At 52.6% G+C, this 20,292-nt stretch carries 24 protein-coding genes; 22 read left to right on the plus strand and 2 right to left on the minus strand.

Annotation, left to right across the window (positions count from 1 at the left end; genetic code table 11):
• The first annotated feature begins 3 nt into the window (after positions 1-3).
• From Q354_RS0101440 to Q354_RS0101460, 5 genes are all read left to right on the plus strand, one after another.
• A complete protein-coding gene (locus Q354_RS0101440) occupies positions 4-1,527 on the plus strand; it encodes an inactive transglutaminase family protein (RefSeq protein WP_027856055.1) in 1,524 nt (507 codons plus the stop codon).
• Complete coding sequence (locus tag Q354_RS0101445; protein ID WP_036228175.1) at positions 1,524-2,468, plus strand: alpha-L-glutamate ligase-like protein; 945 nt, start codon at positions 1,524-1,526, stop codon at positions 2,466-2,468. Before Q354_RS0101440 ends, Q354_RS0101445 begins: the two co-directional genes overlap by 4 nt.
• Positions 2,469-2,570: 102 nt before the next feature.
• Positions 2,571-2,852 (plus strand): HlyU family transcriptional regulator, encoded by a 282-nt coding sequence (locus Q354_RS0101450; RefSeq protein WP_027856057.1) that lies wholly within the window; start codon positions 2,571-2,573, stop codon positions 2,850-2,852.
• A gap of 467 nt (positions 2,853-3,319) precedes the next feature.
• Positions 3,320-3,721, plus strand: coding sequence for a hypothetical protein (locus Q354_RS24225; RefSeq protein ID WP_036228177.1), 402 nt, complete (start codon positions 3,320-3,322; stop codon positions 3,719-3,721).
• A 1-nt stretch (position 3,722) separates the two neighbouring features.
• Entirely contained in the window at positions 3,723-4,760 is a 1,038-nt protein-coding gene (locus Q354_RS0101460; protein WP_051559801.1) for an NAD(P)/FAD-dependent oxidoreductase, read from the plus strand.
• Here the strand turns inward: Q354_RS0101460 and Q354_RS0101465 are convergent.
• Positions 4,735-5,172: an RrF2 family transcriptional regulator gene (locus tag Q354_RS0101465; RefSeq protein ID WP_027856059.1), complete on the minus strand. Its 438-nt coding sequence runs from the start codon at positions 5,170-5,172 to the stop codon at positions 4,735-4,737. The two genes, Q354_RS0101460 and Q354_RS0101465, sit on opposite strands and share 26 nt — an antisense overlap.
• Positions 5,173-5,500: 328 nt before the next feature.
• On the opposite strand from Q354_RS0101465, the gene Q354_RS0101470 reads away from it, so the two are divergent.
• Complete coding sequence (locus Q354_RS0101470) at positions 5,501-6,163, plus strand: HAD family hydrolase (protein WP_027856060.1); 663 nt, start codon at positions 5,501-5,503, stop codon at positions 6,161-6,163.
• Between the two features lie 15 nt (positions 6,164-6,178).
• Positions 6,179-7,213 carry a S49 family peptidase gene (locus Q354_RS0101475; protein ID WP_027856061.1) on the plus strand — a complete coding sequence of 345 codons (1,035 nt, stop codon included), beginning with the start codon at positions 6,179-6,181 and terminating at the stop codon, positions 7,211-7,213.
• A gap of 112 nt (positions 7,214-7,325) precedes the next feature.
• Here Q354_RS0101475 and Q354_RS0101480 read toward each other — a convergent pair whose 3' ends face one another.
• On the minus strand, positions 7,326-7,904 hold the full coding sequence (locus tag Q354_RS0101480; protein ID WP_027856062.1) for a Maf family protein: 579 nt from the start codon (positions 7,902-7,904) through the stop codon (positions 7,326-7,328).
• Between the two features lie 412 nt (positions 7,905-8,316).
• Between Q354_RS0101480 and Q354_RS0101485 the strand changes: the two genes are divergently transcribed.
• From Q354_RS0101485 to Q354_RS0101550, 15 genes are all read left to right on the plus strand, one after another.
• The gene (locus Q354_RS0101485; RefSeq protein WP_027856063.1) at positions 8,317-8,841 is read left to right on the plus strand and encodes a YceD family protein; all 525 of its coding nucleotides are present in this window, start codon (positions 8,317-8,319) and stop codon (positions 8,839-8,841) included.
• A 13-nt stretch (positions 8,842-8,854) separates the two neighbouring features.
• Complete coding sequence (rpmF, locus tag Q354_RS27775) at positions 8,855-9,037, plus strand: 50S ribosomal protein L32 (RefSeq protein WP_084332429.1); 183 nt, start codon at positions 8,855-8,857, stop codon at positions 9,035-9,037.
• Between the two features lie 2 nt (positions 9,038-9,039).
• A complete protein-coding gene (gene plsX, locus Q354_RS0101490; protein ID WP_027856064.1) occupies positions 9,040-10,056 on the plus strand; it encodes a phosphate acyltransferase PlsX in 1,017 nt (338 codons plus the stop codon).
• 102 nt (positions 10,057-10,158) lie between these two features.
• Complete coding sequence (gene fabD / locus Q354_RS0101495; protein WP_027856065.1) at positions 10,159-11,091, plus strand: ACP S-malonyltransferase; 933 nt, start codon at positions 10,159-10,161, stop codon at positions 11,089-11,091.
• 21 nt (positions 11,092-11,112) lie between these two features.
• Complete coding sequence (gene fabG, locus Q354_RS0101500) at positions 11,113-11,856, plus strand: 3-oxoacyl-ACP reductase FabG (protein ID WP_027856066.1); 744 nt, start codon at positions 11,113-11,115, stop codon at positions 11,854-11,856.
• A gap of 167 nt (positions 11,857-12,023) precedes the next feature.
• The gene (acpP, locus tag Q354_RS0101505) at positions 12,024-12,257 is read left to right on the plus strand and encodes an acyl carrier protein (protein ID WP_027856067.1); all 234 of its coding nucleotides are present in this window, start codon (positions 12,024-12,026) and stop codon (positions 12,255-12,257) included.
• Positions 12,258-12,341: 84 nt separating this feature from the next.
• On the plus strand, positions 12,342-13,580 hold the full coding sequence (fabF, locus tag Q354_RS0101510; RefSeq protein ID WP_027856068.1) for a beta-ketoacyl-ACP synthase II: 1,239 nt from the start codon (positions 12,342-12,344) through the stop codon (positions 13,578-13,580).
• A 118-nt stretch (positions 13,581-13,698) separates the two neighbouring features.
• Complete coding sequence (pabC, locus tag Q354_RS0101515) at positions 13,699-14,508, plus strand: aminodeoxychorismate lyase (protein ID WP_027856069.1); 810 nt, start codon at positions 13,699-13,701, stop codon at positions 14,506-14,508.
• Between the two features lie 2 nt (positions 14,509-14,510).
• The gene (gene mltG, locus Q354_RS0101520; protein WP_027856070.1) at positions 14,511-15,536 is read left to right on the plus strand and encodes an endolytic transglycosylase MltG; all 1,026 of its coding nucleotides are present in this window, start codon (positions 14,511-14,513) and stop codon (positions 15,534-15,536) included.
• Positions 15,537-15,544: 8 nt separating this feature from the next.
• Positions 15,545-16,186: a dTMP kinase gene (gene tmk, locus Q354_RS0101525; protein WP_027856071.1), complete on the plus strand. Its 642-nt coding sequence runs from the start codon at positions 15,545-15,547 to the stop codon at positions 16,184-16,186.
• On the plus strand, positions 16,183-17,172 hold the full coding sequence (locus tag Q354_RS0101530; protein ID WP_036228180.1) for a DNA polymerase III subunit delta': 990 nt from the start codon (positions 16,183-16,185) through the stop codon (positions 17,170-17,172). The genes tmk and Q354_RS0101530 overlap by 4 nt, the downstream gene beginning before the upstream one ends.
• A gap of 16 nt (positions 17,173-17,188) precedes the next feature.
• Positions 17,189-17,539, plus strand: coding sequence for a PilZ domain-containing protein (locus Q354_RS0101535; protein ID WP_027856073.1), 351 nt, complete (start codon positions 17,189-17,191; stop codon positions 17,537-17,539).
• A gap of 27 nt (positions 17,540-17,566) precedes the next feature.
• Complete coding sequence (locus Q354_RS0101540; protein ID WP_027856074.1) at positions 17,567-18,343, plus strand: TatD family hydrolase; 777 nt, start codon at positions 17,567-17,569, stop codon at positions 18,341-18,343.
• 264 nt (positions 18,344-18,607) lie between these two features.
• Complete coding sequence (locus Q354_RS0101545; RefSeq protein WP_027856075.1) at positions 18,608-19,708, plus strand: malate dehydrogenase; 1,101 nt, start codon at positions 18,608-18,610, stop codon at positions 19,706-19,708.
• A gap of 122 nt (positions 19,709-19,830) precedes the next feature.
• On the plus strand, positions 19,831-20,238 hold the full coding sequence (locus Q354_RS0101550) for a secondary thiamine-phosphate synthase enzyme YjbQ (RefSeq protein ID WP_027856076.1): 408 nt from the start codon (positions 19,831-19,833) through the stop codon (positions 20,236-20,238).
• Positions 20,239-20,292 lie beyond the last annotated feature (54 nt).

Here is a 20,292-nt window from a genome sequence, read left to right on the forward strand (position 1 = left end):
CTGATGCAGCAAAAGGTCCCTTTTTATATCCTGTTGCTTTTGCTGGTTGGAATCGGCCTGGGTAGCGCAATTCATCGACATATCGATTTGGAAGTGCCCTGGACTCCGGGGGAAACCCGTGAAGTCTGGAGTGTGGAGGCCCGGCTGGAATTCACTGCACGTGACAAACCGGTGATTGCGCTGCTGGCTATCCCAGAGACCCAGCCAGGCTTTACGCTGTTAGAGCAGGGCACGGCATCACCGGGTTACGGTCTGAGTTATCTGACAGAAGAAGACGTGCCGGCAGTACGTTGGTCGACCCAGAAAGCGACCGGTAAACAGGTACTGTACTACCGTGCCCAGTTTCTGCTCGATACCCGCACCGATAAAGTCTGGCCTGGCCCGCCGGAGATTGAGCCTGCACCCATTCTGCCAGAACTGGAGAATGTTGCCGCCGGGCGCTTGCTGGATGAGGTAAGGGCTGATTCCGCTAACCAGATAACCCTGGTCGCTCAGATTCTGAACACGATTAAAGCCAATGATCAGAAAGTATCGCTGCTGAAGCAGGGACGGGATGACGTCGAACTGGCGATTATGCTGACGCAGCTGGCGGGTGTGGCTGCGCGTCCGGTGACGGCGGTCAACCTGCGGCATAACCGGAGGAACCAGGATGGAATTCCGTACCTGATGGTTTATGAGGAAGATCAGGTGGCTTTCTTCAACCTTCAAACCGGTAAAGAGGGTAAGCCGGCGCGGCTATTGCTCTGGGAGATGAACGGACAGCCTCTGATTGACCTGGAAGGTGGCCGAAATACCCGCATCAGTTTCTCCATGGCACGTGTGATTGTGCCGGTGCAGCAGGCTATTGAAGAAAAATACCGAGACCTGTCGCCGATTCGAATTTCCCTGCACAGCCTCCCCCAGGAAGAGCAGCAGCTGTTTCGTGGCTTGCTGCTAATTCCGGTGGGGGTCATGGTGGTGATGATTGTCAGGGTGTTGGTCGGCCTGAGAACCTCCGGTACCTTTATGCCGGTACTAATTGCACTGGCCTTAATGCAGACCGCACTGGGCGCCGGATTGGCGGGGTTTGTGGTGGTGATTTTTGCCGGTCTGGTCGTGCGTAGCTATCTTTCACGGCTCAACCTGTTACTGGTTGCCAGGATCAGTGCGGTCATTATCGTGGTGATACTGCTCACCGCTACATTCTCTGTGATCGCCTACAACCTGCGCCTGGTTGAAGGCCTGAATATCATGTTCTTCCCGATGATCATAATCGCCTGGACCATCGAGCGACTGTCGCTGCTGTGGGAAGAAGAGGGGGCTAAAGAGGTGCTACAACAAGGGGGCGGTTCGCTAATGGTGGCATTACTGGCCTATGTTGTAATGTCCAACATCTATGTGCAGCATCTGACATTCAATTTTCCGGGACTCCAGTTGGTGTTGCTCGCGTTTGTATTGATGTTAGGTAGCTATACAGGCTACAGGCTGATCGAGCTGGTCCGATTCAGTCCTCTGGCCGATAAAGAAAATACGGATCAGTTGCGATGAGCTGGCTGGTATCACCGCGACGTCTCAGGGAGTTGGGTGTGCTCGGTATGAACGAGCGCAACATCCACTATATTGCCGGTTTTAATGAGCGCCGACTGTTTCCGTTGGTGGATGATAAGTTAAAGACCAAGGAGATAGCGCTGGCTTCGGGGCTGGCCGTGCCGACCCTGATTGGCGTAGTGCGGTATCAACATCAGATTAATGAGATCGCCGAAGTACTGCATAACCAGGCCGCCTTCTGCATCAAACCGGCTAAAGGTAGCGGTGGCAAAGGTATACTGGTTATTCACGATCACGATGATGAGCTGTATTACAAACCCAATGATCAGGGGTTGACGCTGGGAGACGTCAAACGGCATCTTTCCAATATCCTGGCCGGACTTTACTCTCTCGGTGGTCAACCCGATAAAGCGATCATCGAACAGCTGATCCACTTTGATGATCACTTCAGCGGCTACAGTTTTGAGGGTGTTCCGGATATCCGTATCATCGTTTTCAAAGGCTATCCGGTAATGGCGATGATGCGTCTTTCTACGGCAGCTTCTGACGGTAAGGCAAACCTGCATCAGGGTGCTGTCGGCGTCGGCATCGATCTGCGTTCGGGGCGGGCCTCTCATGCGGTCCAGTATGACCGGGTGGTACATAAGCATCCGGATACTGGATTGCCGCTGTCAGAAGTATCAATTCCCGAGTGGGACAAGCTGATGGTTATGGCAGCTCGTTGTTATGAGATGTCAGACCTGGGTTATATTGGCGTGGATATCGTACTTGATGCCCATCGCGGGCCGATGCTGCTGGAACTTAATGCCCGACCGGGATTGGCTATTCAGATCGCTAACGGCCGCGGACTTGCCGAACGACTGGTGCAGGTGAAGACATTCGCCGAGCGCGCCCGGATGCCGGATGAGCGGGTAGCACTGGTGCAACAGTCTTTCTATTGATGGTGTACACTGGCGGTTTTATCGTTCGGGTTACCTTGCGGCTTTTCTGCCGGCATCAGGGTAATCCGCAGGACATCTATCTACGCCCGATGGAGGATTGTTATGGGGTTGTTTTCTGCGCTTAAATCGATGTTTTCTGGCGCTGAAGGAGAGGCGAGTTCCATTACTGTGCATGATGCAGTTGAGTACAACGGATTTGAGATTGTTCCTATGCCGCAGAAGGAGAATGGACAATATCGGGTTAACGGCATAGTGCGTAAAGGCGATCAGGAACACCGCTTTATCCGGTCTGACCTGGTTTTTTCTGAAGCTGATTGCGTTGAGCTCACTGTGCGTAAAGCCAGGACAACGATTGACCAGATGGGTGATAAGATCTTTTCATAGTCCGTCTGCTGTATTTGCAAGGGTCTGGGTTTGCCGGACCCTCCTTCAGTCGCCTGTTAATAAGCGTTGTTGCAACACTTCAACAGAGATTTCCCCTTAGGCAACCATCTGTAAGTAAGTAAGTAAGTAAGTAAGTAAGTAAGTAAGTAAGTCAGACCGGCCCTGGTTTTTAGCCGCTTAAGAACAAGGTGGTATCTCCATGGATGCACCTATGTCAAATCGGTTTTTCGATGACTAACAACCCTGCAGGCCTCGAATAACGAGGGCCCGGGCAGGCCTTTCGTTCTAAGGTGCATGGCAAACACTTCTTATACGGCTGCGCAGCCTCCTTATACTAAGGCCGATTTTTCATCTGCAGAGGTCTGCTTGGCTTGATGGGTGTCTTCCTTAGACGATAGCCAAAAAGATTGACGGACATTTTTGATGCGCCTATAAATGTATTAAATATACATTTATAGGCGCATGGCATGAAACGTTCTGAAGCATTACAACCTCTGAGCCGCGACCATCATCAGGCGTTGGTTTTCTCTAAGCGACTGTTGCAGATTTATAGCCGTGATCAGGTGGCCGCCGAAGCATATTGGAGAGAGTGGCGACAGATTGCTGGCAAAGATATGTTGCGGCACTTTTCTGAGGAAGAGCAACGCTTTCTGAAGTTACTCCGGCAGGAAAACGCCAACGATCTTGAGCAGCGGCTGTTAAGCGAGCATACGCAACTGCGCGCCTTGATGGCACAGGATCAGGTCGATGCAGCCATAGTCTTTGCTGATCTGCTGAAGCAACATGTTCGCTTTGAAGAACGGGAGCTATTTGGCTGGATAGAGTCCCATAGTCCGGAGGCGCTGCCGGAAACTGCCGCGGAGGTTTGAGATGTTGCAAAGTGAAGCCTTGATTATAGGAGCAGGCCCCTGCGGCCTGTTTCAGGCATTTGAACTCGGATTGCTGGGAATCAGAGCGGATATCATAGATGCGCTGCCCCACGCTGGTGGTCAGTGTATGCAGCTGTATCCGAATAAACCGCTATATGATATTCCCGGTTTTACCGAGATCAGTGGCAGCGGCCTTACTCAGCGACTAATGCAGCAAATCCGTCCATTTAAACCGCGGTTCTGGCTCGATGAACGGGTGCTGTCGATCAATGAAACAGAAGGCGGGCGTTTAGCTGTCGTCACTGATGCCGGGCGCGAGTTTGATGCCGCAGCAATTATCATTGCCACCGGAGGAGGAGCCTTCAGTCCGGTAAAGCTCAAGGTAGAGGGCGCTGAGTCTTTTGAGGGTAAGCAGCTGTTCTATTCGGTTGCCGATCCCGCAGTTCACCATAACAAGCAGCTGGTGGTGTTGGGAGGCGGAGACTCTGCATTGGACTGGGCGCTGAATCTGCAGCCCCATGCTGAATCATTGGTGCTGATTCATCGTTCTGCCAATTTCCGGGCGCAACCAAACAGTATCCGCAAAATGCAGAAGCTATGCGACGAGATGCAGATGCAGTTTCTGGCCGGACAGGTGGTTGGGCTGGATACAGAGGAGGGGCAGCTGAAGGGTATCCGCGTTCAGAGTGCTGATGCAGTAATAAGGCGGCTGGAAACAGATCATCTGCTGGTCTTCTTCGGTATGACGCCCGATCTGGCAAGTCTGAAAGCCTGGCAGCTGGAGCTGGAGGGAAGTCAGATACGTGTTGATACTGCTCGGTTCGAGACCAGCAAGCCCGGCGTCTATGCTGTGGGTGATATTTGCTGGTACCCGGGCAAGCGCAAATTGATCCTGAGCGGCTTCCACGAGGCGGCCCTGGCCGCATACGCGATTAAAGCACGAACTAATCCGGACCAGCCACTATATACCCAATACACCACAACCAGTCCGATCGTGCATCAACGGCTAGGCGTCAAGCCTGAGCCCGATCTGTACTGATCAGTTGTTGCTGCATGGCCGGACTGCTTAGCAGCTGAGCCAGGGTGTATTCCCTCAGTACATCCATAAACGCTGCCTGGGCGCGTCCAAGTGCGTGCTGTAATGAACAGAATCCTGTTAGGCGGCAACTTTGCTCGGCGCAGTTGATCAGCGGAGCAATGCCCTCTGACTGGGCGACGACATCGCCGATATTGATCTCTTCCGGCGGCAGCGCCAGGCGAATACCGCCGTTTTTGCCACGAAAGGTTTGCAGATGGCCAGACTTTGACAGGGCATGTACAACTTTACGTAGGTGTTCTACCGATATTTCGTAAAATGCGGCTATCTCTGACAGGGTGGTCAACCGGTCGTTATTGGTCGCGGCAAAAAAGAGTACCCGGAGTGTGTAATCAGTAAAGCGACTCAATTGCATAATAGTGATTCTTTAAAATGTGTGCTGAATATACGTTTACGCCAGCTGAGGCAGAAAGTACAGCACTGTTATCTGGAATCAGCCCGGCGGGCGCTATCTTACTGATCTGTGACAGCTGATAACAGCTTCTATGACAGTGGACTGAAACTCTGGCCGGATTTTCGCACGTCGTGGCCCATCTGCCTTTCCGCCGGTTTCCTGTTGCTACATTTGTGTGGTTGAGCCTTCTATAGCCAGCCTATTCTGGTGTCGGAGTATGAATGGGCTGTACACCGCAGCGCGCGAAGGTAATATAGCGGCTGTTTTGGCGTCTTAGGGGGAGTTCCCATTGTACAAGCTGCTTATTTTTGACTGGGATGGCACTATTATCGATTCGGCCGGGCGTATCGTTTCAAGTATGCAAAGCGCCGCACGGGACCTGGGGTTGCCTGAACTGACCGATGACGCGGTACGCAATATCATCGGACTGGGATTGCCAGAGGCGATCCGCATTCTGGTGCCCGGTATTGACGATGGAAGTCTTGAAAAGCTGCGCCAGCTTTATAGTAAGTACTATATTACAGACGATCCTACGCCAGCTGAGCTATTTCCGGGCGTAAAGCATTCATTGGAGAGCCTGCATGCCAGGGGTTACCGTCTGGCCGTTGCTACAGGCAAGAGCCGTCGGGGGCTTGATCGGGTGTTCGCGGATACAGGGCTGGGCTGGTTGTTTGAGGCCTCGCGTTGCGCTGATGAAACCACCTCCAAGCCAGATCCGCATATGTTACAGGAAATTTTACAGGAAACCGGTGTCAAAGCGTCTGACGCAGTGATGATCGGTGATACTGAATATGACCTGGACATGGGCGTTCGTGCCAGCATGGACGTGATAGGCGTCAGTTATGGTGTTCATCATCAGGATCGCCTGAAAGCATTCGATCCGGTGTTGATTGCACACAGATTTGTTGAACTGGAACAATGGCTGGAGTGTCAGAGTTCAGTCGTTGAATAAAGGGGTAGAAGAACCGTGGCGGAAAATCATTGGAATGAACCTGAAACCAGCAGCAGCGAAAAACCTGCAAATAAGGTTGAGGCAGCAGTTCTAGCCGCGAAGAGCGGTAGCGAGAGCGGCAAAGAGTGGAAACTGCTGGAAAAACTGCTGAGCGGGCTTTATACCGAACAGCGTCGGTCACGCCGCTGGGGCATATTTTTTAAAGCCCTGACATTTGTTTACCTGTTTGCGTTGTTGGGGCTGTTCTGGAGCAGCAGCGAGCTTACGACCGATGCCAAGCCAGAGGCACATGTTGCAGTGGTTGAGATTCGTGGTGCTATTGCCGATAACCAGGATGCGAATGCAGACACGATTATCTGGGCATTGCGCGATGCTTTCGAGGCCGATAGCTCTAAGGCAGTGCTTTTACGCATCAACAGTCCGGGGGGCAGCCCGGTACAGTCAGGTTATGTGTTTGACGAGGTGAAACGGCTCCGCGCGCTCTATCCTGACAAGAAAGTATATGCCGTTATCACAGATATCGGAGCCTCAGGTGCATACTATATCGCGGCTTCGGCCGATGAAATCTATGCAGATAAAGCCAGCCTGGTCGGTTCAATCGGTGTTGTAGCCGGAGGCTTTGGCTACGTCGACCTGATGAATAAACTGGGTGTGGAGCGGCGCCTGTATACTGCCGGCGAGCACAAAGCCTTTCTGGACCCGTTCAGTCCACCTAATAAGGATGAGTCTGTTTTGTGGCAACAGGTCCTTAATACTACGCATCAGCAGTTTATTGAGCAGGTTAAGATTGGCCGAGGTGATCGCCTGAAAGATGATCCGAAACTGTTCAGTGGTCTGGTCTGGACAGGGGAGCAGGCGGTGGAGCTTGGTCTGATTGATGGACTCGGTAGCTCTAGCTATGTTGCCAGAGAGCTGGTTGGGGTGGATGAACTGGTGTCTTATATGCCAAGCCCGAGCCCGTGGGAGCAGATTGCTGACGAGCTGGGCGTGAGCTTTGCCCGTACCATCAGTACTCAGCTTGGTCTGGGATCGACGCCCCAACTTCGGTAATAACCTGATCTGATATTATAAAGGGCAGCCCGGCGAGGCTGCCCTTTTTTGTGCTTCTTCGTGCCGGGGCTCCTCCAGGCTGCCTTGGCAGCTCTGAGAGATAGCCGATTACTCAGATAGTGTTGATGCCTTCCTGTTCGAGCATTCGGATAAGCCGTATCAGGGGCAAACCAATCAGTGTGTTCGGGTCATCACCTTCCAGTCGCTCGAATAATGCGATTCCCATACCCTCTGACTTAAAGCTGCCGGCACAGTTATAGGGCTGTTCAGCCTGAAGGTAGTTTTCGATCATTTGCTCAGAGAGTTCGCGAAAGTGAACATGGAAAGGCACGACTTCCGATTGAATGGAGTCCTTGGCGGCATTGTAGAGCGCCAGGCCGGTGAGGAATGTGACTTTACTGCCTGACGCCGCCTTAAGCTGGCCAACAGCTCTCTCATGGCTATGGGGTTTGCCCGTGATTTCACCGTCCAGTATGGCGACCTGGTCGGAACCGATAATCAGTGCATCAGGGTGCTGTACCGAGACCGCTTTGGCCTTGGATTCCGCAAGCCGCTTCACCAGCGCTTCAGCATGCTCTCCACTCAGAGGTGATTCGTCGATGTCAGGTGAGCTGCACTGGTAGGGAAGGCCGAGTTTATCCAGCAGTGTGCGGCGGAAGGGAGAGCTGGAAGCCAGTACGATATTGGTCATAAGGGTCTGATGATACTAGTTATGTTGACACGCCTGATCGGAATAATCCCAGGGCGGGGCTGTATTAAGGCGTGTAAGCTGTTTTTTGCGAAGACTAAAGCAATATATCAGGCGCTGCCACCGCTTATGCTTGATTTAACAGCTATTGCAAAGGTATGGTGGCGCTCCCCAAGGATTTGTCCGCCCTGAGTGGTGCAGATTCAAGCCAATACAGCAGGATTTACGGCAGCAGTAATCGGATTGCTGTGTAGTGAGTTCGGTCGTATTAAACTATGGGTACGGCCAGTTTTGGCTACAGTTGCTGTCCTGCTGTATGTATTGCAGACAGTTGTGAAAAATGATTGTTTTATGTTGGCTTAAAAGCCCATAAGGCTTTGACAGAAAGGGCTTTCGGCCCTAGAATTGCGCGCTTATGTCGTACGGACCATTACCGAAAAGAATTGACCCGCGAAAGCTTGCTGAGCGGGGCGTGCGGATAGAAGGGGACGCGTCCCTGGAAGAGCTGCCAAACTTCTCATCGATGCTTTGCAATAACGATGGCAAGATTGTAGTAGATCTTCAGTTCGATCTTGACGAACAACGTATCCGCACCATTAAAGGCAGTGCCAAGGGTCATGTGTTTATGACCTGTCAACGCTGTCTCGAGCCGGTCGAAGTCGCAGTAGAAGCTTCTTACAACCTTGCAACTGCATTCAGCGAAGAGCAGGCAAAGACTTTGCCTCGCGGTTACGATCCGCTGATTACTGCAGAGGAAGAAGTGGAATTGCTGGCAGTGGTGGAAGAGGAGCTTATCTTGAGCCTGCCTCTTGTGCCCGGTCATGCAGACTGCAGTATACAGACTTCATTCGGTGAACCCGAGACGGCGGAAAAAGACACCGATCAATCAAACCCATTCCGTGTATTGGCCCAATTAAAGGCCGATAAGACGTCGAACTAGGAGCTAGTTAATCATGGCAGTTCAGAAGAGCAAAAAGTCCCGTTCAAGACGCGATATGCGTCGTTCCCACGACGCTCTGGGCAACCCAACTCTGTCCGTAGACACCACTACTGGTGAAACTCACCGTCGCCACCACGTTACTGCTGACGGTTTCTACCGTGGCAAACAGGTCGTTGAAGCGAAAGACGCTGAATAAGCTTGTTGAATACCTATACCATTGCGGTTGACGCGATGGGCGGGGACTTCGGTCCCCGCGTTATAGTTCCTGCCTGTATCCGTGCGCTTAAACGCCACCCTCTTCTTTCTCTGCAGCTGGTAGGCTGTGAAGAAGATATTAAGCCTCATCTCCGACGTCTCAAATCTGAAATCCGTAACCGGATTGCGATTATCCACACTGACTCTGTAATCGAAATGGATACCAAGCCCTCTGTCGCTCTGCGTCAGGGAAAGGGAAGTTCCATGTATCTCGCGTTGCAGCAGGTTGAGTCTGGCCAGGCCCGTGCCTGTATCAGTGCGGGGAATACCGGTGCGCTGATGGTTCTTGGGCGTTATATCCTGCGAACCGTTAAGGGTATTGATCGCCCGGCAATTATTACGGCTGTGCCTACAATGAATGGTCATGCCTATATGCTGGACCTGGGCGCCAACGTGGATTGTAGTGCCGAACACCTCCTGCAGTTTGCTGTTATGGGATCGGTGATGGCTCAGGCGGTTGATGGCCAGGCGTCTCCCACGATCGGCTTGCTCAATATCGGTCAGGAGGAGATTAAGGGGAATGAGCAGGTGAAGCTGGCGTCCCGGCTTATAGCCGAGCATGGCGCTCTGAACTATATCGGCTTTGTTGAGGGCGATGACCTCTTTGCGGGCGCCGCAGATGTTGTTGTCTGTGATGGCTTCGTGGGCAATATTGCTCTTAAAAGCAGTGAAGGCCTTGCCCGGCTGATCAGAAGCAAGGTGCGTAATAGCTTTCGGCGTGGAATTTACCGCCGTATACTGGGATTGCTCGCCCGGCCGGTGCTTTCTGAATTGCAGCGCCAGCTCGACCCTTCTCGTCATAATGGCGCCAGCCTGCTTGGCTTGCAGGGTATAGTGGTAAAAAGTCACGGTGGTGCTAATCGCAAGAGCTTTGGTTATGCGATTGATCAGGCAGTGGCTGAGATAGAAATGGATGTGCCGAGAGAAATATGTCGCCATATTGGAGATCATCTGGCGTAAGCGTTATATGAGCGGTTTTAATTGATCGTGAATAATGTAAACTACGGCCCAATTCGCCTGATATATCAGGCACCTGAATTAAATTGATCATTAGAGGAAGCCATGTCGCAGTCTCTTGCATTTGTCTTTCCCGGACAGGGATCCCAGCAGGTAGGAATGCTTGCTGAACTGGCAGAGTCCCACCAGGTTATTAAGGATACCTTTGCTGAAGCATCCGCTGTGCTGGGTTACGACCTGTGGGCATTGGTACAGGATGGCCCTGCAGAAGAACTGAACTCCACAGATAAGACCCAGCCTGCATTGCTAACAGCAGGCGTGGCATTGTGGCGTCTCTGGGGCGAGCAGGGTGGGGCGAAACCTGCGTTGGTCGCAGGTCATAGTCTGGGTGAGTACACGGCGCTGGTGTGTGCCGGTGCGCTCAGTTTCGCTGATGGCGTCAGACTGGTTAAGCTGCGCGGTGAATTTATGCAGCAGGCTGTCCCTGCAGGCAGTGGTGCTATGGCCGCCATTCTGGGACTGGGTGACGATCTGGTTGCTCAGGCATGTGAAGAGGCCGCCCAGGGAGATGTTGTTTCTCCGGTGAACTATAACTGTCCGGGACAGATTGTTATCGCAGGCGAAAAAGCTGCGGTAGAGCGTGCCATTGATAAGTGCAAAGAGGCAGGCGCAAAGCGTGCTGTTCCATTGCCTGTAAGCGTTCCTTCCCATTGCGCGCTGATGAAGCCGGCGGCAGAAAAGCTGGCTGCCGAGTTGGCTGCTATTGAAGTGAAGCAGCCTGAAATTCCGGTGGTACAGAATGTTTCAGCAGCTGTATCGGCATCTGTGGATGAATTGAAGGACAGTCTTCTGGCGCAGCTATATAGCCCGGTGCTATGGACAAACAGTATCCAGTCTATAGTTGAACAGGGTGTTGACACGACTATCGAGTGTGGGCCTGGAAAAGTATTGTCCGGGCTGAACAAGAAGGTCCATAAGCCGCTTACTGTTGTGTCTATCGCTGATGCGGCCGGACTGGAAAAAGCACTGGCGCTGTAATTCCGTAATGAGGGATATGAGATGAGTATTGAAGGTAAGGTTGCACTTGTAACCGGAGCAACGCGAGGCATCGGTAAGGCTATCGCTGAAGATCTGGGGCGTCAGGGTGCAGTCGTAGTCGGCACCGCCACCAGTGATAAAGGTGCAGCAGCTATTTCTGAATATCTGCAGGCTGCAGGCATTAAAGGTACCGGTATGGTACTGAACGTTGCCGATTCTGAATCTGTGGATGCAGTGATCAAAGCCGTTCAGACTGATTTCGGCAACGTCGAAATCCTGGTGAACAACGCCGGTATTACCCGTGACAACATCCTTATGCGTATGAAGGATGATGAGTGGGGAGATGTTCTGAACACTAACCTGACCTCTGTCTACCGTCTGGTTAAAGGTTGCCTGCGTGGCATGACAAAAGCGCGCTGGGGCCGTATCATCAGCGTCAGCTCCGTTGTCGCATCAATGGGCAACGCCGGTCAGGCAAACTATGCTGCGGCAAAGTCAGGTATGGAAGGTTTTACACGTGCCCTAGCGCGTGAGGTTGGTTCCCGCAATATCACAGTTAACTGTGTAGCGCCTGGCTTTATTGATACCGATATGACCAGTGGTCTGGCGGAAGAGCATAAAGAGAATCTCAAGGCCCAGATTCCTATGAATCGTCTGGGTCAGCCTGAAGAAATCGCTGCAGTTGTTGGTTTTCTGGCCGGTCAGGGTGGCGCATATGTCACTGGTGAATCGATTCAGGTCAATGGCGGCATGTATATGGCGTAAGCCATACACATCAGTAATTGTTTTTTTCGGCGAATTGTTGATAATGAGCCGTCAGGTTTGAGAGTAAAAATAAGGCGGTGCCCTTGAACTAGGTATACCGCTTTTAATAAAATCCACGCCTCGCATCTAAAAGGTGCGCTGGTGTTGATAAGAAGATAGGAAGAGTTATGAGTAACATTGAAGAGCGCGTTAAGAAAATCATCGCTGAACAGCTGGGTGTTAAAGAAGAGGAAGTAACCAACGAAGCTTCTTTCGTTGAAGATCTGGGCGCTGACTCCCTGGACACTGTTGAGCTGGTGATGGCTCTGGAAGAAGAGTTCGAGACTGAGATCCCGGACGAAGAAGCTGAAAAAATCACTACTGTTCAGCTGGCTATCGATTACATCAACGCTAACCAGTAATCGCTACAGTCAAGAATACCCGAAAGGCCGCATCTATCTTGATAGTGCGGCTTTTCTTTTTTCTGCATAAGCAGGAGGAGCATGATGTCACGCAGGCGGGTTGTTGTGACCGGTATGGGCATGGTTACCCCGGTCGGTAACAGCGTTGAAGAAACATGGAGCAATATCCTCTCAGGAACAAGTGGCATTGCGCCAATTGACCAGTTTGACACCACACAGTTTGCTACTCGCTTTTCGGCTTCGGTAAAAGGCTTTGATGTAAGCCCTTATATGAGCCCGAAAGAGGCTCGTAAGATAGATCTCTTTATTCAATACGGGATGGCTGCGGCAACTCAGGCTATCGAGGATGCCGGTCTGGTAGTAACAGAAGACACAGCACCCAGAATCGGGTGTGCCGTGGGGTCTGGTATTGGCGGTCTTCCGATGATTGAAAAGAATGTCGAGCTGCTGAACACTAGTGGTCCTCGTCGTGTATCCCCGTTTTTTGTTCCGGGCAGCGTTGTTAATATGATTGCCGGGAATCTTGCTATACGTTTTGGCTTTCAGGGGCCAAATATCGCTATCACTACAGCCTGTACTACAGGTACCCATAACATCGGGCAGGCAATGCGCATGATTCAGTATGGTGATGCTGATGTGATGATTGCCGGTGGAGCGGAGATGGCAACGACACCGCTGGGCATTGCGGGATTCTCTGCTGCCAGGGCGTTGTCTACCCGAAATGATAACCCTGAGGCTGCAAGTCGCCCCTGGGACGAAGGTCGCGATGGCTTTGTACTGGGAGATGGTGCCGGTATCATGGTGCTGGAAGAGTACGAAAGAGCTAAGGCCAGAGGGGCGAAGATCTACGCTGAACTTGCTGGCTTTGGTATGAGCGATGATGCCTTTCATATAACTGCTCCGCCAGAAAATGGTGCCGGTGCTGCGTTATCGATGCGCAATGCGATCCGGGATGCTGAGATTGATCCCGAACAGGTGGGATATATCAATGCCCACGGTACCTCAACTCCGGCCGGAGACCTGGCGGAAACCAATGCCGTCAAAACGGTGTTTTCTGCGGTTGCCAGTGACCTGGCGATCAGCTCGACCAAGTCCATGATCGGGCACTTGCTGGGAGCGGCAGGAGCGGTCGAAGCAATTTTCTCTGTGCTGGCGATCCGGGATCAGGTTGCACCGCCCACAATGAATCTTGACTCGCCGTCGGATGGGTGCGATCTCAATTACGTTCCACATGAGCCGCAGCAGATGGCAATCAACACAGCACTTTCCAATTCATTTGGCTTTGGCGGTACCAACGGTACGCTGCTGTTTAAGTCTGTTTGAATAGCGTCCGGCGGCCAGCTGCCGGAACACTCTCTCAGTATAATATTTCCATTTATTACAAAGGTTTGCCGTTATCGCGTCTGCCTTGTGTTAGGTGATGTATTCAGAGGAAGTTGGCATGCAGTCAATCTGGGTTAACGGCAGAAAGTCAGAGCAGCTTGATGTCAGGGATCGGGGGCTGGCGTACGGTGACGGGCTTTTTGAAACCATCAAAGTTTCGGCTCATTCTCCCGTGTTCGCTGATCAGCACTTCCGGCGTATGACCGATGGTGCTATAGGACTTGGAATGGATCCCGGCGCCGTGCTGCAGCTTCGGCAAGAGGTAGAAACTATCTCACTGCCGGAGCAGGCGGTGATGAAGCTGATCCTGACGCGGGGTGTTGGTGGAAGAGGCTATAGTCACGCCGGTATCAGCAACACGACCCGCGTTATCATGATCAGCGAAATGGCAGATTATGGCGATCGTGCCGAAGCAGGAGTGAAAGCGCGTTTCTGTAAGCTGGAGCTGGGACTGAATCCAGCCCTGGCCGGGATTAAGCACCTCAACCGGATAGAACAGGTGCTTGCGAGAAATGAATGGCATGACCCTGAGATAGCCGAGGGGATTGTTTGCGATTGCGAGGGGTATCTGGCGGAAGGCACTATGAGCAATCTATTCTGGGTGCATCAGGGTGTGCTGCAGACGCCGCTGCTGGATCGATGCGGCGTCAGTGGTATTGTGCGGAACCGCCTGATTGATCTGGCGCGCGCTGCCGGGCTGGCTGTGGAGGAGGGGCGATATCGACCCGCCCAGCTAGACCAGGCCGAAGAGATTTTTTTCTGTAACAGCCTTATCGATATCTGGCCAGTCGTCGAGCTGGCTGGGCAAAAGTACCCTGTGGGTCAGGTCACCCTTGAGCTACAAAGGCTGTTGTCTAAGGAGATGTAAGCGTGAAAAAGGTAGTAACTTTTGCGCTCGTTCTGATTCTGATCACTACGGCGGCAGGCTTTGTCGGCTGGAATCGCTATCAGGCGTTCCTGGCAACGCCGCTGGCGCTGGCAGAAGAGCGTGTTCTAACAGTTGAAAAAGGTACCGGTTTTAGCCGGCTGGCAAGTCAGTTACAGCAGGAACAGCTTATTGAAGAGCCTCTGTTACTGAAACTGTATGGCCGTCTGAGTAAGCTGGCGGCACGGGTCAAGGCGGGTGAGTACCTTATTAAGCCAGGGACGACGCCGGTGATGCTGATCGATCAACTGGTTGAGGGTAAGTCGATCAGTTACAACTTTACCATCGTAGAAGGTACCTCATTTGCAGAGATGAGACGCTCGCTTGAAGCGAACGAGGTGCTAAAGCAGGAGCTTTCAGGTTTATCTGAAACGGAGCTGCTGAAAAAACTGGGTATTCAGTACAAATCTGCAGAAGGTATATTTCTGGCCGAAACGTTCAGTTTTCACCGCGGCGCGTCCGATCTTGATATTCTGAAACGCTCTCATGCAATGCTGACACAAACTCTGGACAGGGCATGGAAGAATCGCCCGGCCAAGCTGCCATATAAGAATATGTATGAAGCGCTGATTATGGCGTCGATTGTAGAGAAGGAAACAGCGCGTAGTGAGGAGCGTCCGCAGATTGCCGGGGTGTTTGTAAGACGCCTCTGGAAAGGGATGCGGTTGCAGACGGATCCAACAGTTATCTATGGTATGGGGGAGCGCTATGAGGGTAATATCACCCGCGCAGATCTGCGCCGTCCGACACCTTATAATACCTATGTTATCAACGGCCTGCCGCCTACGCCTATCGCACTGGTCGGTCCGGAAGCCATCACTGCGGCACTGAATCCACAACATGGAAAGTCGCTGTATTTTGTTGCCAAGGGCGATGGCAGTCACCAGTTCTCCGCTACGCTAAACGAGCACAACCGTGCTGTACGTAAATACCAGCTGAAGCGGCGTAAAGATTATCGTTCCAGTCCCTGAGAGATTTAATGGCTACTCCAAGTAAAGGTCGTTTTATTACCGTGGAAGGCACCGAGGGTGTCGGTAAATCAACCAATATCACCTATCTGTGTCAGTTATTGCAGGACAGGGGAGTGGAAGTGGTATTGACGCGTGAGCCGGGTGGTACGCCTCTGGCAGAGGAGCTTCGCGGGATGCTGTTGCAGCCACGGGAAGAGTCCGTATCCGAGGACACAGAACTGTTGCTGATGTTTGCGGCGCGCGCCCAGCACATTAAGAACGTTATACAGCCAGCCCTGGCGCGAGGGGCCTGGGTCGTAAGTGACCGATTTACCGATGCGACATTCGCCTATCAGGGGGCGGGGCGGGGCGTGGATCTGCAGCAGATATCGTTGCTGGAACAACTGGTTCAGAAAGGGCTGCAGCCTGACCTGACCCTGTTGTTGGATTTGTCGGTCGAAATTGGCCTCAAGCGTGCCAGTGAGCGAAGTGCGCCGGACCGCTTTGAGCTGGAAAAAGTAGCTTTCTTTGAACGTGTGCGTCAGGGATATCTGGACCGGGCTGAAGCGGACCCGCAGCGGTTTGCTGTGATCGATGCTTCGGTTTCGCTGCAACAGGTACAGCAGCAAATCGATACAGCGCTGAACCGCTTTATGGAGGCATCATCTTGAGCCGACAGGTACTTTATCCCTGGTTGCAGGAGCGTTGGCAGTACCTGACCGACCTGCACCAGAATAAACGCTTACCCCATGCGCTGGTTTTTACCGGTCCCCGGGGGATAGGCAAGGCGCAGCTGGCCGATGCTTTCGGTCGTTACCTGCTCTGTCAGTCCCCTGCAGACGGCCAGCGTTGCGGTCAGTGTCGCTCCTGTCAGCTCAATGATCACGATACCCATCCGGATCTGTTCCGTCTGGAACCGGAAGAGGTTGGCAAGGTGATTAAAGTGGACCAGATCCGGGCCTTAACTGATTTTGTCTACAGTACCGCCCAGCAAGGCGGGTACCGGGTGATTATTCTGGACCCCGCCGATGCGATGAATACGGCGTCTGCCAATGCCCTGCTGAAAACGCTGGAAGAGCCTGGCAAGGATACTATCCTTATTCTGATTACAGACCGTTTTGGTCAGGTCATGCCAACCATTAAGAGTCGCTGTCAGCGGGTCGATTGCCATGCGCCTGACGAGGCGACTGCCGTGCAGTGGCTGGCAGCTGAGCTGGAGACAGACAGGGATAAGGCGCTTAAACTCCTGCGCATCACCAATGGCGCCCCGCGTGCTGCCTGCGCATTCGAGAAAGAGGGGCTGGCTGAGGAGCGCTCTGAGCTGGTGCGAGGTCTGGCGGACGTACTTAAACAACGCAGAACCGTAGTCGATGTGGCGCAATCCTGGCAGAAGCTAGACCTTGAACGATTGCTTGGCTGGCTGTACAGCATGCTGGGGGAGATTGCGCGGCTTTCTGCCGCTGAAGGCGTCGATATACGGCAACTGGATGCCAGTAATATGCTGCAGGCTGTTGCCAAAAAAAGCAGTCCGGTTAAAATCTTTGCTCTCTCCACCCGGGTCCAGGAGGAACGGCGTGGATTGATGTTAAGGCAAAATCCAAATAAACAGATGTTGCTGGAATCTCTGCTGCTCGACTGGGCGGCATTGGCAACATGACGGAGACGCTCAGCCCATGGCCGCTATACCTCGCCTGAGTCACGGAATACTTTCTCTTCAGATTGAAACCAAGGAAGACCTTTACCAGGCATATATGCCCTATGTCACGAATGGTGGGCTTTTCATTCCGACGGCCCACAACTACCATCTTGGTGAAGAGGTGTTCATGTTGCTGGACCTGATGGAAGAGGGCGAGAAAATTCCAGTGACCGGCAAGGTCATCTGGGTGACCCCGAAGGGAGCTCAGGGCGGTCGCGTACCGGGTATAGGTATTCAGTTTACTGCTGATGACTCGGCTCTGGTGAATAAGATAGAGACCCATCTTGCGGGTGCGCTAAATTCTGAGCGTCGAACTAACGCCCTCTGATTCCAGCTCCGGTATTTTCTTTTTTATATGTATATTGATTCCCATTGCCATCTGGATAAGCTCGACCTTACTCCTTACGATGGCGACCTGAGCGCGCTGTTATCGCAGGCAGAGCAGTGTCAGGTTAGCAAGATGCTCTGTGTCTCGGTTGAGATGGAACAGTTCCAGCGCATGTACAGCCTGATCGAGCCATATAGCCAGGTGTTCGCCTCTGTCGGCGTTCACCCGCTGAGTGCTGATAAGGGTGTGGTATCTGTTGAGGAGCTGATTGCGGAAACTACGCGGGAGCGCATCGTGGCTATCGGTGAAACCGGGCTCGATTACTACTATCAGCAGGATACTATCGAGCTGCAGCAACAGAGCTTTCGAAATCACCTGATAGCCTCGTCCCAGAGTGGGTTGCCCACCATTGTGCACACCCGTGATGCCCGCCAGGATACGCTGGATATTATCCGTCAGTCCGGCGACCCTGAGGTTGGCGGTGTGCTGCACTGTTTTACCGAAAGCTGGGAAATGGCACGTGACGCGCTTGATCTGAACTATATGATCTCAATTAGCGGTATCGTTACATTCCGAAATGCAGAAGAACTGCGAAATGTAGTTAAGCAGGTTCCGCTTGATCGCTTGCTGATTGAAACAGATGCGCCTTACCTTGCGCCGGTTCCTTACCGGGGTAAGAAGAATGAGCCCAGGTATGTCGTTGAAGTCGCGCAGTGTGTTGCCGACATAAAGGGGGTCAGGCTGGAGGAGCTGGCTGAGATCACCAGTGAGAACTTCTTCAGGCTGTTTTCCGCAGCAGCATAGAAATTACAGATTGATCTTTAAAGGCCGCCAAGCGGCTTTTTTTGTGTCTGAAGCATGGGCAAGCACTCTACCTTGGCTCTCTCGGGCCGGGATGCTGTGACTGGCAGCGTTACATTCAGTGCTTTTATCGCTTATTACCCGAAATTAGCCGCTTGTTGTCGCTTTCTTGTAAGCTTCGTCAGTTACTTTGCGATATATATGGCATTATACTTTTGTATAGAACAATAAAAACACTATAACTATATTTCTGAGGGTAGTAACTAAATGAGACGTCCAGTTCGTATTGCTGTTACCGGCGCGGCCGGCAGCATTGCAAATAACCTTTTGTTTAAAATCGCTTCCGGCGAAATGTTTGGCAAGGATCAGCCTGTAATCCTGCAGCTGGTAGAGATGCCGCAGGCGATGGAGGCGCTGCGTGGTATTGCGATGGAGCTTGAGGATTGCGCATATTCCCTGCTGCATACCATCACATTGCATGACAACGTAGAAGATGGCTTTAATAACGTTCACTATGCACTGCTGATCGGTGCCCGTCCCCGTGGGCCAGGTATGGAGCGTCGTGATCTGCTTGAGGTCAATGCAGAGATCTTTACCCGTCAGGGTAAGGCGCTGAATGATTTTGCTAACCGCGATGTTAAAGTACTGGTCGTAGGTAACCCGGCCAATACCAATGCACTGATTGCCAGCCGCAACGCGCCCGACCTGAGCCCATGCCAGTTTACTGCGCTGACTCGGCTGGATCATAACCGCGCCCGCGGTATCCTGGCGAACCAGACCGGTGCCAGCCCGAAAGATATCAAGAATGTCATTATCTGGGGCAACCACTCAACCACCCAGTTCCCTGACCTGCACCAGGCGACTATTCTGGGCCGCTCGGCGATGGCGCAGATCGATACCCAGTGGTATCGCGAAGAGTTTATCCCCAAGATTCAGACGCGTGGCGGTGAGATTATCAAAGCCCGCGGCCAGTCCTCTGCCGCTTCCGCGGCCCAGGCGATTGTCGACCATATGCATGACTGGTCGCTCGGGACTGAAACCGGCGAAGTGGTGAGCATGAGTATTTGCAGTGATGGCAGCTATGGCATCGCTAAAGGTATCTTCTACTCTTTCCCGGTGCGCTGTGACTATGGCCGATACCAGATTGTACAGGGGCTGGAGATCAACGAGTTCGCCCGCCAGCGTATGACCGCTACCGAGCAGGAGTTGCTGGACGAGAAATCGATGGTTGAACACCTGCTGCCGGCCGATACAGAAGATTCTCATATCAATCTGTCAGCCTGTCTTCGCTCCGGTGTGACTCTCTATGCTGATGGCACAGGGCCTCAGGCTGACTCCAAGTACCTGACAACTAACCGCGTAATGTAATTCTGCATTAGCGGTAGTATCGCCTGAAGGCTCCTGGATTCGTTCAGGGGCCTTTTTTATTGTGTGTTACCATGCGCCAGAAGTGGTCAGGTTAGCGCTGCATCAGCGTCAGAGGGGGTAGAATGGTCGAAATTATTAAGGTAAAAACCGGTTCCCAGGGGCTCTACGAGTTTACGGCACAGTTGCAGGCTATGGTGCGACGGTCGGGACTACGGGAGGGACTCTGCTCATTGCTTATCCAGCACACCAGTGCCAGTCTGACCATTCAGGAAAATGCAGACCCAAGTGCGCGTATCGACCTTGAAAACTGGCTATCCCGCCTGGTACCGGAAAATGATCCGCTCTATACCCATGTATTTGAAGGGGAGGACGATATGCCCGCTCATATCAAGGCAGCATTAACGTCCACGACGCTTTCGATACCGGTGATTCAGGGAGAACTGGCGTTGGGAACCTGGCAGGGCGTTTATTGCTGGGAGCATCGCCACCAGGCCGATTACCGCAAAATTGCCGTTCATCTGGGAGGGTGATGTTGCAGTGGGGGAGGCTGTATAAGGTTGAACGCGGTTACCCTGAATAAGGAT

Origin of the sequence: Marinobacterium jannaschii DSM 6295 (assembly GCF_000620085.1) — a bacterium.
GTDB lineage: Bacteria > Pseudomonadota > Gammaproteobacteria > Pseudomonadales > Balneatricaceae > Pontibacterium > Pontibacterium jannaschii.